The 15,461-nt window shown below is 61.1% G+C and carries 11 protein-coding genes; 4 read left to right on the forward strand and 7 right to left on the reverse strand.

Going from position 1 to position 15,461, the window contains the following annotated elements; genetic code table 11:
- Nucleotides 1-6: 6 nt before the first annotated feature.
- Entirely contained in the window at nucleotides 7-423 is a 417-nt protein-coding gene (locus ACFOTD_RS27510) for a VOC family protein (protein WP_378123157.1), read from the forward strand.
- Between the two features lie 94 nt (nucleotides 424-517).
- Here ACFOTD_RS27510 and ACFOTD_RS27515 read toward each other — a convergent pair whose 3' ends face one another.
- Entirely contained in the window at nucleotides 518-2,011 is a 1,494-nt protein-coding gene (locus ACFOTD_RS27515; RefSeq protein WP_378123158.1) for an HD-GYP domain-containing protein, read from the reverse strand.
- Nucleotides 2,012-2,315: 304 nt separating this feature from the next.
- On the opposite strand from ACFOTD_RS27515, the gene pepT reads away from it, so the two are divergent.
- Complete coding sequence (pepT, locus tag ACFOTD_RS27520; protein WP_378123159.1) at nucleotides 2,316-3,554, forward strand: peptidase T; 1,239 nt, start codon at nucleotides 2,316-2,318, stop codon at nucleotides 3,552-3,554.
- Entirely contained in the window at nucleotides 3,547-4,767 is a 1,221-nt protein-coding gene (locus ACFOTD_RS34585) for a lipoate--protein ligase family protein (RefSeq protein WP_483862639.1), read from the forward strand. The genes pepT and ACFOTD_RS34585 overlap by 8 nt, the downstream gene beginning before the upstream one ends.
- Nucleotides 4,768-5,641: 874 nt before the next feature.
- Here the strand turns inward: ACFOTD_RS34585 and ACFOTD_RS27530 are convergent.
- Together ACFOTD_RS27530 and ACFOTD_RS27535 are read right to left on the reverse strand one after the other, a co-directional pair.
- Nucleotides 5,642-6,544, reverse strand: a complete 903-nt coding sequence (locus ACFOTD_RS27530; RefSeq protein ID WP_378123160.1) for an NAD(P)/FAD-dependent oxidoreductase — start codon at nucleotides 6,542-6,544, stop codon at nucleotides 5,642-5,644.
- Nucleotides 6,545-6,794: 250 nt separating this feature from the next.
- Complete coding sequence (locus ACFOTD_RS27535; protein WP_378123161.1) at nucleotides 6,795-7,835, reverse strand: HD domain-containing phosphohydrolase; 1,041 nt, start codon at nucleotides 7,833-7,835, stop codon at nucleotides 6,795-6,797.
- 236 nt (nucleotides 7,836-8,071) lie between these two features.
- Between ACFOTD_RS27535 and ACFOTD_RS27540 the strand changes: the two genes are divergently transcribed.
- Nucleotides 8,072-8,761 (forward strand): class I SAM-dependent methyltransferase, encoded by a 690-nt coding sequence (locus ACFOTD_RS27540; protein WP_378123162.1) that lies wholly within the window; start codon nucleotides 8,072-8,074, stop codon nucleotides 8,759-8,761.
- 12 nt (nucleotides 8,762-8,773) lie between these two features.
- Here ACFOTD_RS27540 and ACFOTD_RS27545 read toward each other — a convergent pair whose 3' ends face one another.
- The 4 genes from ACFOTD_RS27545 to ACFOTD_RS27560 all read right to left on the reverse strand — a co-directional run bounded on the left by ACFOTD_RS27545 (nucleotide 8,774) and on the right by ACFOTD_RS27560 (nucleotide 15,010).
- Entirely contained in the window at nucleotides 8,774-9,193 is a 420-nt protein-coding gene (locus tag ACFOTD_RS27545) for a GNAT family N-acetyltransferase (protein ID WP_378123163.1), read from the reverse strand.
- Nucleotides 9,190-9,675 carry a 2-thiouracil desulfurase family protein gene (locus ACFOTD_RS27550; RefSeq protein ID WP_378123164.1) on the reverse strand — a complete coding sequence of 162 codons (486 nt, stop codon included), beginning with the start codon at nucleotides 9,673-9,675 and terminating at the stop codon, nucleotides 9,190-9,192. The genes ACFOTD_RS27545 and ACFOTD_RS27550 overlap by 4 nt, the downstream gene beginning before the upstream one ends.
- Nucleotides 9,676-9,679: 4 nt before the next feature.
- On the reverse strand, nucleotides 9,680-10,003 hold the full coding sequence (locus ACFOTD_RS27555; protein WP_378123165.1) for an MGMT family protein: 324 nt from the start codon (nucleotides 10,001-10,003) through the stop codon (nucleotides 9,680-9,682).
- Nucleotides 10,004-10,180: 177 nt separating this feature from the next.
- A complete protein-coding gene (locus tag ACFOTD_RS27560) occupies nucleotides 10,181-15,010 on the reverse strand; it encodes a bifunctional 2',3'-cyclic-nucleotide 2'-phosphodiesterase/3'-nucleotidase (protein ID WP_378123166.1) in 4,830 nt (1,609 codons plus the stop codon).
- Nucleotides 15,011-15,461 lie beyond the last annotated feature (451 nt).

Consider the following 15,461-nt stretch of genomic DNA (forward strand, 5'->3'; position numbering starts at 1 on the left):
ACAACCATGACCAAGGAATTGTGGATCAACCTGCCCAGCAAGGATCTGGCGCGCGCCAGGCAGTTCTATCGCGATATCGGCTTCACATTAAATCCTAATTTTCCGGGCGGCGATTCTGCCGTCAGCCTGCTGGTCGGCAATCCGGCGGTCGTCGTGATGATCTTCCCCGAAGAGACGTTTGCGGGCTTTGCTTCGAGCGGCGCTTCGGATGCCCGCGCGGCGGCGGAGGTGCTGCTGTCGATCGGGGCGGACAGCCGCGAAGAAGTGGACGAGCTGGCCTCGAAGGCGGCAGCAGCCGGCGGCGAGCTGTACGGCAAGCCCGGGGAGAGCCAGGGATGGATGTACGGATGCGGCTTCGCCGACCCGGACGGGCACCGGTGGAACGTGCTCTACATGGATACGGAGAAAATGCCGGGGAGATAACTTGCAACGCACCCCGGCAAGCTTTAAGACGTCGAAGAACGCCCGAGGCGAGCGCCCCGGGCGTTCTTCGACGTTTTTTTGCGGCAGTCCCTGCTCATCTCCCCCGCATGCGAGAGACGAATAACTCGACGTATACGGGATCCCACTGCTCGCCCCCGCCCTCTTCAAGAATGGCGAAGGCTTTTGCGAACGGCATCCCCTTGCGGTAAGGCCGATCCGACGTCATCGCGTCGAACGCGTCCGCCACCGCGATGATGCGCCCGGCCGCGGGGATTCCTTCGCCGCTCAGACCGTCCGGATAGCCGCCGCCGTCGTAGCGCTCGTGGTGCGAACGCACGCCCGGCAAGAGCGGCGCCATCGCTTCGCGGGGCTCGACCTGCAGCAGAATGTTTTCGCCTAACAAGGGGTGCTGCCGGATCTGCTCGAACTCCTCGTCCGTCAACTTCCCCTCCTTAAGCAGCACGCTGTCGCGGACGCCGATCTTGCCGATGTCGTGCAGCAGGGCCGACTTGTTCAATATGTCGAGCTCGTCGGCGGAGAGACCTGCGGCGCGTCCGATGACTGCGCTGTACTCGGCTACCCGCTGCGAATGTCCTGCCGTGTACGTATCCCGGGCGTCAAGCGCCGCCGCCAGCGTCGCGTAGTAGCTCTGCAGCAGTTGCGCATTCATCCGCTCCCGCGACCGCAATCCTTCGACCATGCCGTTAAAACCCGCCGTCAGTCTGGCGAACTCGTCCGAGTAGAGATCGGACGCGGAAGTCTGCAGCCTGCCCGCCTGCACCTCCGACATCGCCTCGTACAGCTCCCGGATCGGCTGCTGGACGTCCCTTCCGAGCAGCCAGGCGCCCAGCGAGGAAAAACCGACGCCCGTCACGAGGATAAGTCCCGCCCACCGCCAGTAGTCGTAACCAAGCTCCTGCGACCAGCCGTTCAGGCGGATCTGCGTCGCCAGGCTGAACAGAATTACCGGGAATGTCCCGATCAGAAAAGCGCTTAGCTGAAACTTGCGTTGGATCGAGACGAGGACGCGCCCGTTCAGGGATATATCGGCGCCATGCATGCGGCGTCCAACCGCTCTCAAGTGCGCGAGCAGCGGACGGATGGATTGGGCCGTGAGAAAAAACTCGATTAAAGCGTGCATGCAGGCCACGAGCACTGCGCCCGCCGCGGCCAATCCGATGTAATAGTACGGGAGATCCGCCCAGCCAAGCCGGATCGCCAGCAGCGCCAGCGCGCTCGCGGGCAGCGACAAGCCCAGCAAATGCGGGCCAAGCGTGCGTGCGACCGCAAGCGAGGGCAGCCTGTGTGCCCTCAGGTAAGCCGCTTCGATCTGCGACAGCGCCGGCCGCTCCGACCGGAACAGCTCGCGGATCGGCGCAATGTGCCTGCGGAAAGCGAAATATTCGGCGACGAACATCGTCAGGAGGGATACCAGCAGGATCGCCTGCAAATGCAGAAGCTCGCTCCGCGGCAGGCTCAGGCTGCCCGATAATATAGCGCCGCCCACGCCGAGCACGGCTACGACCGAGCCGATGATATAGTTTCGGACGAGACGGATCACTAAAGATCTGTACGGCGATTGCTCCATGCCGATAATGCCTCCTCTATCTGTCTCTCTCACTATGAAGGAGGGCCCTGCGCGCGTAAAGGCCTAACTTAAGCCTCTCTGCGGGGAGTGCGGAGGTTGCGGGAGTGCGGAGAGTGTAGGATTGCGGGAGGATCGGGGATTGCGGAGAGTGTGGGATTGCGGGAGGTGCGGGGATTACGGAGGTTGTCCGGCCTCGTCGGCGCACGGGTGCCCGCTTTGTTTTCCCATGTACGCTATTTGGGTTATGATGTGAACATACGCAGCATAGCGCCAGTACGAGCGCCATCTTGAGGAGGTGCCTGCCATGAAGCAGGAATTAATCGATCGGTTCGTGAAATACGCGCAAGTCGACACCCAGTCGGACGACAACAGTCCGTCGTGCCCTTCTACGCCGGGGCAATGGACCTTGCTCCGCATGCTGGAGGAGGAATTGAAGAGCATCGGCATGGATGAGGTGTCGGTTGACGACAACGGCTATCTGATGGCGACCCTGCCTTCCAATACGGATGCGGACGTCCCTACGATCGGCTTTTTGGCGCATGTCGATACGGCTACCGACTTCACGGGGACGAACGTCAAGCCCCAGCTCGTCTACAACTATGCCGGCGGCGACATCGTGCTGAACTCGGCGCTCAAGATCGCTTTGTCGCCGGCTATGTTCCCCGACCTCGCCCGTTATGTCGGACACACGCTCGTCACGACGGACGGCACGACGCTCCTGGGAGCGGACGACAAGGCGGGCATCGCCGAGATCGTAACCGCGATGGCCTATCTGATCCGTCATCCGGAGATCAAACATGGCCGCATTCGCATCGCATTTACCCCTGACGAGGAGATCGGGCGGGGTCCTCACAAGTTCGACGTCGCCGCGTTCGGCGCGAAGTATGCCTACACGATGGACGGCGGACCGCTCGGCGAGCTCGAATACGAGAGCTTCAACGCCGCAGGTGCGGTCGTCACCGTCAAAGGCACCAACGTTCATCCCGGCACCGCAAAAGGCAAGATGGTGAACTCTGCCAAGATCGCGATGGCCTTTCATGCCCGGCTGCCGGAGGCGGAGGCGCCCGAGTTCACGGAAGGCTACGAGGGATTCTATCACCTGCAGTCGATCGAAGGCGACGTGGAGCGGACGACGCTGCGCTACCTGGTGCGCGACCATGACCGGAGCCTGTTCGAGCGGCGCAAGCACGTGCTGGAGAATATCGCGGAGGAGTTCCGCCAGACGTACGGCGAGCACAGCATCGAGCTGACGATGAAAGATTCGTACTATAACATGCGGGAGAAGATCGAGCCCGTCTTTCATATCGTCGAAATTGCCCGCGAAGCTATGGAAAGCCTCGGCATCGAGCCGATCATCAAGCCGATCCGCGGCGGGACGGACGGCTCGCAGTTGTCCTATATGGGGCTGCCGACGCCGAACATCTTCACCGGCGGGGAGAATTACCACGGCAAGTACGAGTTCGCTTCCGTCGACAACATGGTGCAGGCCGTCAAGGTAATCGTCGACATCGTTCAGCGTTATGAGCAGCGAGCCCGTGAATAACGGGTTCGGGGAGCACGAAGAGCACGAAGAGCGAGCGAGCAGCTGGATCGATGGGCGCGCGGAGCGGGCGGAGAACGAGTTCGGCGCGCGCGTGGAGCGGGCGGATAGCGGGGGCGGTGGGCACGCGGAGCACGCGGATACCGCGGATTCGCCGGCCGACGGCTCGTCCTACGACCGCGCATGGATGGCCGGTCTACTGATCCTCGACCGCACGAACCAGCTAGAGGCGGTTGATCCGCTGTACGCGTTCGCGCTGGACGAGCTGCTATGCCGTGCGGCCGGCGCCGGCGGACCCGCGGTCTGCCATCTGTGGCGGCATCCGCGCGCCTTCGTCATGGGCCTACGGGACAGCCGTCTCCCGCAAGCGCGGGACGCGGCCGATCGGCTGGCCGGACAAGGCTACGGCGTCGCCGTTCGCAATTCGGGCGGCGCGGCCGTGCCGCTCGATCCGGGCGTCGTCAACCTGTCGCTGATCCTCCCGAAGGATCGGGCGGAGGATATGGCGTTCCATGGCGATTTCGAGCGAATGTACGACCTGATCCGTCTGGCCGTCCGGCAGCTCGGGGGCGAGGCAGCCAAAGGCGAGATCGTCGGCTCCTACTGCCCCGGCGACTTCGACCTGTCGATCGCAGGCCGCAAGTTCTGCGGCATCGCCCAGCGCAGGCAGGTGAAGTCGTACACCGTGCAAGCTTTCGTCATTGCCGAAGGCGAAGGCGATGAGCGCGCGAGGGTCGTGCGCGAGTTTTACGGTCTGGCGGCCGCAGGCGCGGATCCGTCCGCATACCCGGACGTCGGCACGGATCGGATGGCGAGCCTCGCCGAGCTGACGGGGGCGGGAGCCGAGGGCGGTGACGGCGATCGTGGCAGTGGCGGCGATGAATACGGTGACGGTGATGGATATGGTGACGGTGATGGATACGGTGACGGTGATGGATATGGTGACGGTGATGGATATGGTGACGGTGATGGATACGGTGACGGTGATGGATACGGTGACGGTGATGGATACGGTGACGGTGATGGATATGGTGACGGTGATGGCGCCGGCCTCGGTAACGGGCTGTCCGCGCGGTTCGCCGCCGCGGTAAAGGACGTTATCTGCGCGCATCAGACGCCGGCCGGTCTCGCCGGCGCCGAGGCTGCGCTTCGCCTGCCGACGCCCGAAGAGATCGAGGCGATGGCGGATTCCCTCCGGACGCGTTACGGGATTTAGAACGAGCAGTGCGAAACGTTTGAACCGCAAAAATTGCGGTTGCAGTCCGGCTATCGAGCGCCGCGGATCTTCCAACCGCAATTTTTGCGCTTGCACAAGCAATAATCAGAGCGGGGCGTGCCGCAGGCGCAAATTTTGCGCTTGCAGCACGCCTTTGCTTTCAGCTCCATGCCCTAACCGCAAAAAATGCGCTTACGACATCGGCATCGCAACCGGCATCAGCATTGCCTCTAACACCTACAGCTCACGCCGCTCCACGCAACCGCGCTTTCCTCGCTTGCAGCCCGGCAAACCAGCTTTTCGCCTCCTGCAGCAGCGCTTTCCTCACCTACAGCTCACGCCGCTCCACGCAACCGCGCTTTCCTCGCTTGCAGCCCGGCTAACCAGCTTTTCGCCTCCTGCAGCAGCGCTTTCCTCACCTACAGCTCACGCCGCTCCACGCAACCGCGCTTTCCTCGCTTGCAGCCCGGCTAACCAGCTTTTTGCCCCATTCAGCAGCGCTTTCCTCGCTTACAGCTCACGCCGCTCCACGCAACCGCGCTTTCCTCGCTTGCAGCCCGGCTAACCAGCTTTTCGCCTCCTGCAGCAGCGCTTTCCTCGCTTATAGTTCACGCCGCTCCACACAACCGCGCTTTCCTCGCTTGCAGCCCGGCTAACCAGCTTTTTGCCCCATTCAGCAGCGCTTTCCTCGCTTACAGCTCACGCCGCTCCACGCAACCGCGCTTTTCTCGCTTGCAGCCCGGCTAACCAGCTTTTTGCCCCATGCAGCAGCGCTTTCCTCGCTTACAGCTCACGCCGCTCCACGCAACCGCGCTTTCCTCGCTTGCAGCCCGGCCCGAATCCACCATAAAGCTCGCTAAGGACCGCCCTCACTTCAAGCGAACGCCTCGTCCGTCATATCCTCGTTGATGCCGATTGCGGCGCGGGTGCCGTCGGCTGCGGCTACGATGAGCTGCGCCGGCATGATGCATGTCGCATCGCCCGCCGCATAAATGCCGGGCACGCTTGTCCGGCCCGCGCCGTCCGTCTCGATGCCGCCGTATGGCGTCATCTCGCAGCCGAGCCGTTCCCCGAAGGGAGCCGCCTGCCGCAGCCTTTCGGCGATGAAGCCGCCCGCGCATGACGCCTCCTCGCCGTCCGCGAACCGCACCGCCGACAGCTGGCCTTCTTCGCCGACGAATCGTTCGATCTCGCGATGGTCGATCCGGATGCCGCGCTCCCGCAGCGCGCGTTCCTCTTCCGGCTCGAGCGAATCGTAGCCGTTGGTGCAGACGAGCAGGTCCTTGCTCCAATTAAAGACCGTCTTGGCGAGATGGAACGTGTGATCGTTGCCCGCGATGAGCACAAGCGGACGATCGCGGAGCTCCCAGCCGTCGCAGTAAGCGCAGCAGAACAGACTCCTGCCATAAAAATCGTACAACCCCGGGATTTCCGGCAGCAGCTCCTTCAGTCCCGCGGCCAGCAGCAGTCTGGCTGCGCGCCAGCTTTCCCCCGCCGCATCCGTCAACCGGAAGCTGCCGTCCGGTTCGCGAGTGACTTCCTTCACCCGGCTCTCCCGCACGCGCACGCTCGGATAAGCTGCCAGCTCGTCATGCGCAATTTTCCGCATGGCTGCCGGCGAGGTACCGTCCCGCGTCAAAAAACCGTGCGAGGCCAGCGCCACCCGGTTGCGCGGTTTTCCTTCGTCGAAGAGCGCGACCGACCGTCTCGCCCTGCCCAGTACGAGCGCGGCGCTAAGCCCCGCGGGCCCGCCGCCTATGATTGCGCAATCGAACAAGTTCAACATCCTCCTCCGCTCACCGTGTGGCTGCTCGCCACGATCCCCGGCAAAACCTGATCAAGATAATATACCCAAAATGCCAAAAAAGCCCCGCCGCACAGGCAGAGCTTAACAAGCTAATAGTCTCGCATACAGGCTTACTCATTGCTTACTCTCAATCTCATAGCTTGCTCATAGTCTATAGCTTGCTCATAGTCTTATAGCTTACTCATAGCCTAATCGGTCATGCTCATTCTCCCGCCCGCACTCAACAGGAGATAGGCACCTGCAAAACGTCGAGAAAGGCGTCCACGACCACCGGATCGAAATGTACGCCGCGCTGCGCGCAAATCTCGGCGATCGCCTCCTCGTGCGTCCAGGCCTTTTTATACGGCCGCTCGTGCGTGAGCGCATCGTAAAAGTCGGCGATCGCCACAATCCGACCCGACAACGGAATGTCCGCTCCGCTAAGGCCTCGAGGATAGCCGGCCCCGTTCCATTTCTCGTGATGCGTCAGCGCGATCTCTCCCGCTACCTGGAGCACCGGGAACAAGCTCGTCTCCAAAATCCAAGCGCCGATAAGCGTATGCCGCTTCATCTGCTCGAACTCATCCGTAGTAAAGCGGCCCGGCTTCAGCAAAATCTCGTCCGCGATGCCGATCTTGCCGATATCGTGCAGCGGCGTCGCCTGCTCGATCAGCTCGACCTCCTGCTGCGGCAGTCCGAGCGCGACCGCGACATCGCGTGCCATGCGTCCCACGCGCTGCGTATGCTGGCCGGTCTCGTCGTCGCGATACTCCGCCGTGCGCGCGAGCAGATGCAGGATCTCGAGCTTGGCCTGCTCCAGCTCGGCCGTGCGCTCCTGGACCCGCCGCTCGAGCGTATGATTCTGCTCCTGAAGCTGCAGGTAAAAATATCGTGACTTCAGCAAGTTGCCGATGCGGAGCACGACCTCTGAAGCGTCGAGCGGTTTTGTAATAAAATCGGTGGCCCCCAAATGAAGCGCCTCTTTGCGCGCGCTCGGCGAGTCGTCGGCCGTGAGCACCACGACAGGCAGGAAGCTGCTGTCCCCGATCAGCGGACTCAACTGCCGAAGAACGTCGAATCCGTCGACGACGGGCATATGAAGATCGAGCAGCACAATATCCGGCGCGAGCTCGCCGAAGAGCCGTACCGTCTCGGCCGGATCAGTCGTACTGTGCAGGTTACTGAAGCCTGCCCTTTTCAGCACGTGCTCCAGCAGCATGATATTTGTAGGTTGGTCGTCAACGATGAGGAACCTGGCATTCTGCGTCCATGCGCGATCCATTGGCGATCACTCCTCGAACAGATGTACCGTCATAGCCTTGTAGATTCATTTTCGATTATAGGCGATCGCCGTCCCAAATGGCAGACAGGATTCGCCATTTTTCGCAACACCGACTAAACTGAGCTTTTATTTGTACCCAATAGTCACCAACTATAAACAACATATATTTTATATATTTCCTATCAGGAAGCGATGGCACTATGATAAAGACAGTTAACAATCGAGGAGGTCATGCGATGAACCCGAACGTGAAAAAGCATTTTGACGCCGTCGCGAGTCAGTACGACGAACAGCGGAGGGGCCTGATTCCGTGCTTTGACGACTTTTACGGGATGGCGTTGTCGTTGGCCGAGAGCGGGGAGAATTCGCCGCGCGTGCTGGACTTGGGCGCCGGCACCGGCTTGTTGGCCGCGATGGTGCGAAGCAAGCTGCCAAGCGCGCAAATCTCCTTGATCGATATGAGCGCGAGCATGCTGGACGTCGCCCGGGATCGATTCGCCGGAGACTCGAATGCCGAATTTATCGTAGCCGATTACTCCGAATATGACTTCTCGCCCCAACGCTACGAGATCATCGTGTCGTCGCTCTCGATCCACCATTTGACGCATGATTCCAAGCGGGACTTGTTCAAAAAGCTGTACCGCGCGCTCGCCCCTGGCGGCGTGTTCGTCAACGCGGACCAGGTCGCGGGCCATACGCCGGCCTCGGATGCGTACTACCGCCGGAGATGGCTGGCGGAGACTGCCGCCAGCGGCCTGCCTCAATCCGCCATCGATGCATCCGTGGAGCGGCGGAGCGTCGATATCAACGCCAAACTGGACGATCAGCTCGCCTGGATGACGGAGGCGGGGTTCCAGGACACCGACTGCATGTATAAATATCTCGACTTCGCCGTCTTCTTCGGTGCCAAGCCCGCGGCATCCTAATTTTCTCCGGGGTTACACATCACGGGAGTAGACGTAAAATCCGCTTCGGCGCTGCCATCCGGTCGCTGCCCAAAAGCCGGCGCCAGCGTCATTGTCTGCGAGCACGAAGAGGTGGCATTTCCCGATGCCGGCCTCCCGCAGCTTGTCCAGGCTCAGGGAGGCCAGCCGACGGGCGATCCCCCGGCCCCGATAGGCAGGATCTACAGCTGCATGGTACACGTAGCCGCGTCGTCCGTCGTGGCCGCACAGAATCGTGCCGGCCAGCTCTCCCTCCGCTTCGCAGACGAAGCTCATGCCTTCATTGCGGAGCAAGTAGGCCGCGATCGCTTCCCTCTCGTCCGCCTCGCTCAGCGCCAGACCTTCGATTCGCTCCCATAGCGCCATCATCCGGTCATAATCGGCGATCTCCATCGTTCTGTATTCGGTCCTCACCGTTCCGCTTCCGTCCTCTCCCGTTCCAGCCGCGCCAGCTCGCGCTCGGCCGATTCCAGCTGATCCTCTCCGAAAACCATGAAGCCGTGCTCGCGAAGCAGCGCTGCCGTCCTGCCTTCTCCAGGGCGCTTGGCACCGCTGAAGGTACCGTCATAGACGGACTGGCTGCCGCAGGAGGGGCTGCTCTGCTTGAGGATCGCCAGCGCCACGCCATGCGCAAGCGCCGCCTGCAGCGCGAGCTCCGCGCCGCGGTCGAACGCCTCCGTCAGGTCTTCTCCCTGCTCGGTTACGACCCTGTCGCCCCGAATCTGTGCCGGCGGACGCGGCGTCGGCAGCCCGCCCGCGACCTCGGGACACACCGGCACGAACCGGCCTTCCGCCTGCCATTGCAAAAACCGGGGATCCTCGCATAATTTGCCGCCGCCGTCGTAACGTACCTGCTGACCGAGCAAGCAGGCGCTGACCAGTATTTTCGCCGGCATCCGCTTAACCATTCTCCTGAATCGCCTCGTCCCACCTGCATTGCGCGAGGTCAACCCTGTAATCTCCATCGAAAAGCACGCCCTCTTCCTCTAGCAGCGCGCGCTGCGTATACCGGGCTTCGTCGCCCGGCAGCGCGATCTCGCCTTTGGCGTTCACGACCCTGTGCCACGGAAGACCATGCGCTTCGCTCAGCGAATGCAGCACCCAGACGACGCGTCTCGCGCCCCGGGGACTGCCCGCCGCGGCCGCCACTTGCCCGTACGTCATCACCTTGCCGGCAGGTATCGCTTTAATGACTTCAACTACTCGCGCCGTATACGGCTGCATGACGTCTCACCTCTAGTTACAGCTTATAATAGTTCCCCCAAAGACGCCAAGCCCCCGGGGCCGAAGCGCCCGGGAGCTTGATGTTTCCGCAGTAATTCTGCAGTTTTCAGTATTTAGTTTTCAGTATTTAGTTTTCAGTATTTAGTTTTCAGTATTCAGTCCTTCGCGAGATCGGCGTTAGAAACCGCCGCCCGTTTCCGCCGTCGCCAGCAGGCCGTGCACGACCTTCGCCGCTTCGGCGCGCGTCGTGGAGCCCTTCGGCGCGAAGATGCCGTCGCCGCGGCCCTGCATCAGACCTTCGTCCAGCATCCGGCCGACCGCTTGCTGCGCCCAGCCGCTGATGTTGCCGCCGTCCTTGAAGCCTGCGGTGCCTGCCGTGCCGCCCGACTTCAGTGCCGGGATGCGCGCGAGCATGACCGCCATCTCTTCGCGGGTGATCGGCGCGTTCGGCACGAAGCTGCCGTCGCCCTTGCCCGTGATCAGGCCGTTGGAGGAAGCGATGTTCACGAATTCAGCATACCAGCTGCCGCTCTGCACGTCGGAGAAGGAAGAACCGGCGCCCTTCGCGCCCAGCCCGAACTCCTGCACCAGCAGCTTGGCGAACTCGGCGCGCGTGATTTGCCGCTGCGGCGCGAAGTTCGCAGCGTCCGTGCCGTCGATCAATTGCTTGGCCGCCAGTTCCGCGATGACGTCCTTCGCCCAGTAGGATGCAGGTACGTCTGCGAAATTACGGTTGTATTCCAGCGCCGCATACGTGCCCGGCATCGTCACCTCTGCCGTCAGCGTGCCGCCTTGCAGCTTGGCTTTCACATAGACCGGCTTGCCGCCGTCGATGCGGTACAGGTTCGTCAGATTGGCGTTCGAGCTGCCGTCTACCTTGACCGCGACCGAGACCGGCTGAGCGAAGCCGCTCAGCGTGCCAGCCGTCGCGCCGTCCTTCGTTACAGCCGAAAGGCCGAGCTTGGTAACGGCGCCCGCAGGCTTGACGCTCAGGTTGGCGTTTTGCGCGCCGGCGAGCAGCGAAGTCGATGCTTCGGACGTCAAACGGCTGTAATTCAGCGACAAGGTCGCATCCTTCGCCGCATCGCCCGTGACGAGCTTCGACGCGTCCTCCAGCACCTTGGCAGAAAGGGACAGCGTCACGCCGTCCAGCTCAAGCTTAACCTGCGTTCCGGATCCAGCCAGCTCCGCGATATTGAGCGGGAGCGAGATGCTGACGTCGGTCGCGCCGGCCGGGATCGTCACCGGCAAGCTCACGACGCCGTTGTCCGCCTTTGGTACGTCTTTCGCTTCTACGCTTACCTTCACCGGCGCTCCCGGCGTCGGGGTTGGCGTCGGCGTAGGCGTCGTAGTGCCTGGATTGACCGGAGGCGTCACGGGGACATTGGAATTGTTGATGCGCCCCTCGATCTTGGCCGTGATCTGCCCGCCCTTGAACGTATCTACAATATACTTGTAGAAAATATCCAGGTCAGTCGGTCCAACGACGGATTCCTTCGCTTGGGTGAGCACTTTGTAGTTGTCTCCGCCCGCAGCCATGAAGTTATTGACGACTGCCGTGTATTCCTTATTGTCCTCGATCGGCGTGCCGTCCGTCTTGGTCAGGCTCGTGACGCGCTGCGCGACCGGGAGCGCCATGTTGGCCGAATACTTCAGACCCGAGATCTGCAGCGTCTTGGTGTCCGCCGTACTGTCCGCCTTGACGCCCCATTGCTGCTGGAGCAGCGTGCGGATCTGGGCGCCCGTCAGCGTCAGCTTCACGAGCGTGTTGCCGAACGGCTGCACCTTCGCCAGATCGCCGAATTTCACCTCGCCGTTCGGCAGGTCCGCGCGGATGCCGCCCGGATTCATGAACGCGAAGTCCGAGCCCGGGAAGGCGCTGCGCATGGCGTCCGCGATCAGGTTGCCCAGCGGCGCTTCATTGTTGTAAGCGTCGGTCCGTACGACAGAGCCGTCGGTCGTGCCGACCGGATTTTTAAGCTCAGGGTGCTTGTCGAGATATTTGTTCACCAGCTCTTCGGTGTCCGCGTCCGGCGTTACGCCGTCCTGGAAGGTCGTCGTGACCGTAGCCGACTTGCTCGTCACGTCGCCCGTCACCGGGTCGATCGTCAGCTTGACGTCCTCGAATGCGGTGCCGTAGGAGTAAGCTTGCACGACCAGCTTGCCGTTCACCATACCGTTGGCCAGTGCATGATTGTCGCCGGCCAGGATGACGTCGACTTCGTCGTCGACGCTGTTCGCCAGGTCCGCGGCTTCGCCCGTCGTCAGCCCGGTCGTCGCATTCGTTGTTGCAGGATCATGCGCGAGCACGACGATTGTTTTGACGCCTTGCTTCTTCAGCTCTTCGACCGCCTTGTTCACGACCGGCGCCTGGTCGACCAGCTTGACGCCCTTCAGGCCTTCCGGGGACACCTTGGTCACCGTAGCCATCGTGACGACGCCGATGAAGCCGATTTTTACGCCGTCGACTTCCTTCACGACATAAGGAGCGATGATCGGCTCGCCCGTCTTCTCGTCCACGACGTTGGCGTTCACGTAGTCGAAGTTCACGCCTTTGTGCACGATCTCGCCGCCGACAGGATCGACGCCGCCTTCGAGCTGTGCCTTCAGCGCCGCTACGCCTTGGTCGAACTCATGGTTGCCCAGCGTGCCGACGTCGAAGCCCATCATGTTCATCCATTCCAGCGTAGGCTCATCCCGCTCCAGCGAGGATACAGGGGCGGTAGCGCCGACGGAGTCTCCGTTGTGAACGAGGAAGCTGTTCGTATACTTAGCGCGCGCCGCCTTGAGATAAGCTGCCAGCGTCGCTGCCGTACCCGCCGCCTTGCCGCTTACGATCGAAGTCGTATCGAGCTGGCCGTGCAGGTCGTTGATGCCGAGCAGATGCACCTCGACGGGGACGTTCAGCTTGTAGACCTCGAATTGGCTTGCGTTTTGCGTGCCCGTGTCCGTAATCTTGCCGTTCGTCGCTTCTACGTACTTAGCCGCAGAAGGCGAGCTTGTAAAGGTCAGATTGACGTTGCTCTTGATCGGCACGAACGACCAGTTGCCGTCTGCGCTCGGGCTGACCGTTTTCTTTTCCGAGATATAATCCATCAGCACCTGACGGTTCTCGTCCTGGGAATCGACGGCCAGCGGCGAACCCTTGAGGCCCGGGAAGTTGCCGCCGCCGCTCGCGCGGTAATTGTTCGTAACCACGACGAACTCCTGGTCAGGATCGATCGGCTTGCCCGCGTACTTCAGGTTCGCGATCCGGCTTGCAGAAGCGTCGTTGACGGTACCGTCCGGCTTGTACTTCGCCGGCTTGGTGACGTCGATCTGATAAGTGACGCCGTCGATGACATCATAGTTGTAAACGGCAAAGGACGAATTCAGGAGCTGCTGCTCCGCCGTGCTCGCCGGATCGATCTGGTTAAAGGCGCCAGCGGACATCTCCAGCCATTCCTTGACCGTCGATCCCTTGATCACGACCGCCTTCAGCGTGTTGTCGTACAAATACAGATCGCTGGCGCTGCGGATCGTGAGCGGACCCTTGTAGATGTCCGTATACTCGGACGGCCCGTTGCGTCCCGCCTTGAACGGCGCGCCGGCGCTCAGGATCGGCAGACCTTCGTAGACCGTGCCTGCAACCGACTTCTGTACGTACCACTTCTGCGCGTCCGTCACGATCTGGATCGACGGATCGTCCTGCACCATGGCAAAGTAGCTGTTGATCGGCGCGTCTGTCTGCCCCAACTCCTGCCCGGTATAGGCGATCGTCGCTTCGTGCGCGTTTTTGACCGCGGCGACAACGCCTGCGTCAGGCTCCACGTTCGCGATGTTGACCTTGTTCTCCGTCCGGAAGATCGAGCGCGTGGACGACTGCGAACTCGTCTTGTCGACCGCCCATTTGCCCTCGCCGTCCTTGACGAGCTTCAGGTCGATCAGGCCGAGGCTCGCGCCGCCGAAACCCGATTGAACCGCGAACACGCCGTTGATCGTGCCGCCGCCGAGTCCGTAGACATTATTAACGACGCTGGCGGACGAATTGTACGGCAGGTTGGTCGCCGGGTCCTTGAAGAGGGCGTCGAGCGAGGCGTCGCTCGTCGTCGGGAAGATTTTGTGCGTGTGGGAAAACGTAATCGCATCGATGCCCGGCACCTTGCTCAGCGCATTGACGTCGTTTTCCGAGAGATCGCCTTCCACTGCGTTTGCATCGAAACCTGTGTGCGCCAGCGCTACGATAATGTCAGCGCCGTCAGCCCTCATCAGCGGCACAAAATGGCGGGCGGTCTCCGCGATATCGCGCGTTACCACTTTGCCGGACAGATTGGCCTTGTCCCACTCCATAATCTGCGGCGTGACGAGACCGATGACGCCGATCTTGACGGTCTGATCTACGCCGTTTTCGTCCTTGAACGTACGGGTAAGAATCTCGTAAGGCTCGTACTTATTGGTCGTCTCCGTTTCTTGGGCAATGCCGTCGTGGTTGTCGTCCACGTAAATGTTGGCATTGACGTAAGGGAGCTGCTCGCCCGAGCCGTCCTTGCCCCCGGCAATCGCCTTGTCCAGGTAATCGAGACCGTAATTGAATTCATGATTGCCGAAAGTCGCTGCGTCGTAACCGAGCAGATTCATCGCTTGATACATCGGATGGACGCTGCCCGCCTCGGACAGCTTGTCCACTTTGGCCATATAGGTGCCGAGCGGCGTACCCTGGATTAAGTCGCCGTTGTCGAACAACAGCGAGTTAGGCTGCTCCGCGCGCGCCTGCTTGATCAGCGTTGCGGTCCGGTCCAGACCGACCGCCACCGTCTCCGCGTTTTTAAAATAATCGTAGCCTCGTACATTGGTGTGCAAATCCGTCGTCTCCATAATCCGCACATGCAGCGGCGCAACGGACGGCTCTGCAGCCGCCGCCTTGCCGGCTTCCAACAGGCCGAATCCTCCGAACACCTGAGAGACCAATACCGCCGCGGCCGTCACGGTCGACGATCTCTTGCTCCAACCAGTCTTCCTTTTCAACATGCTCGCTCTCCCTTCGGTTCGCATTCTTTTTAAGTATAATAAAAGATATCACTAGATGATCACTTAATTTGTAAAAGATATGTAAAGGATCAATAACAAGGATTTTATAATTGTGCCGGGTGACTCGCGTGCGGCTGGATTGGTCGACCTATCGTCGCTAGCGTCGCTCCTTCTACCTAATGCCTGCAAATTTACATCTATTTCCCCCGCTCTAGCCCCCTTTGGGCAAAATACATGCAAATGCGCATCTTTTCCCCTCCATGAGCCGAATTTTCGGCTTGTGCTTGGAAATTAACTGCACATTTGGTTACTACTTAGGTGAGCTAGAACTGAAACTGCCCGTGAATGGCGAGTGAGAGGGATTTGAGGACGGAAAGGTTTTGTTTGAGGAGCGTGGAGACGACGGATCGAATGCGTGCAAACTGCGTTGCTCCCAGCATGGTACGAAAAG

Origin of the sequence: Cohnella sp. GCM10012308 (assembly GCF_042649185.1) — a bacterium.
In the GTDB taxonomy this organism is placed as follows: Bacteria; Bacillota; Bacilli; order Paenibacillales; family Paenibacillaceae; genus Cohnella.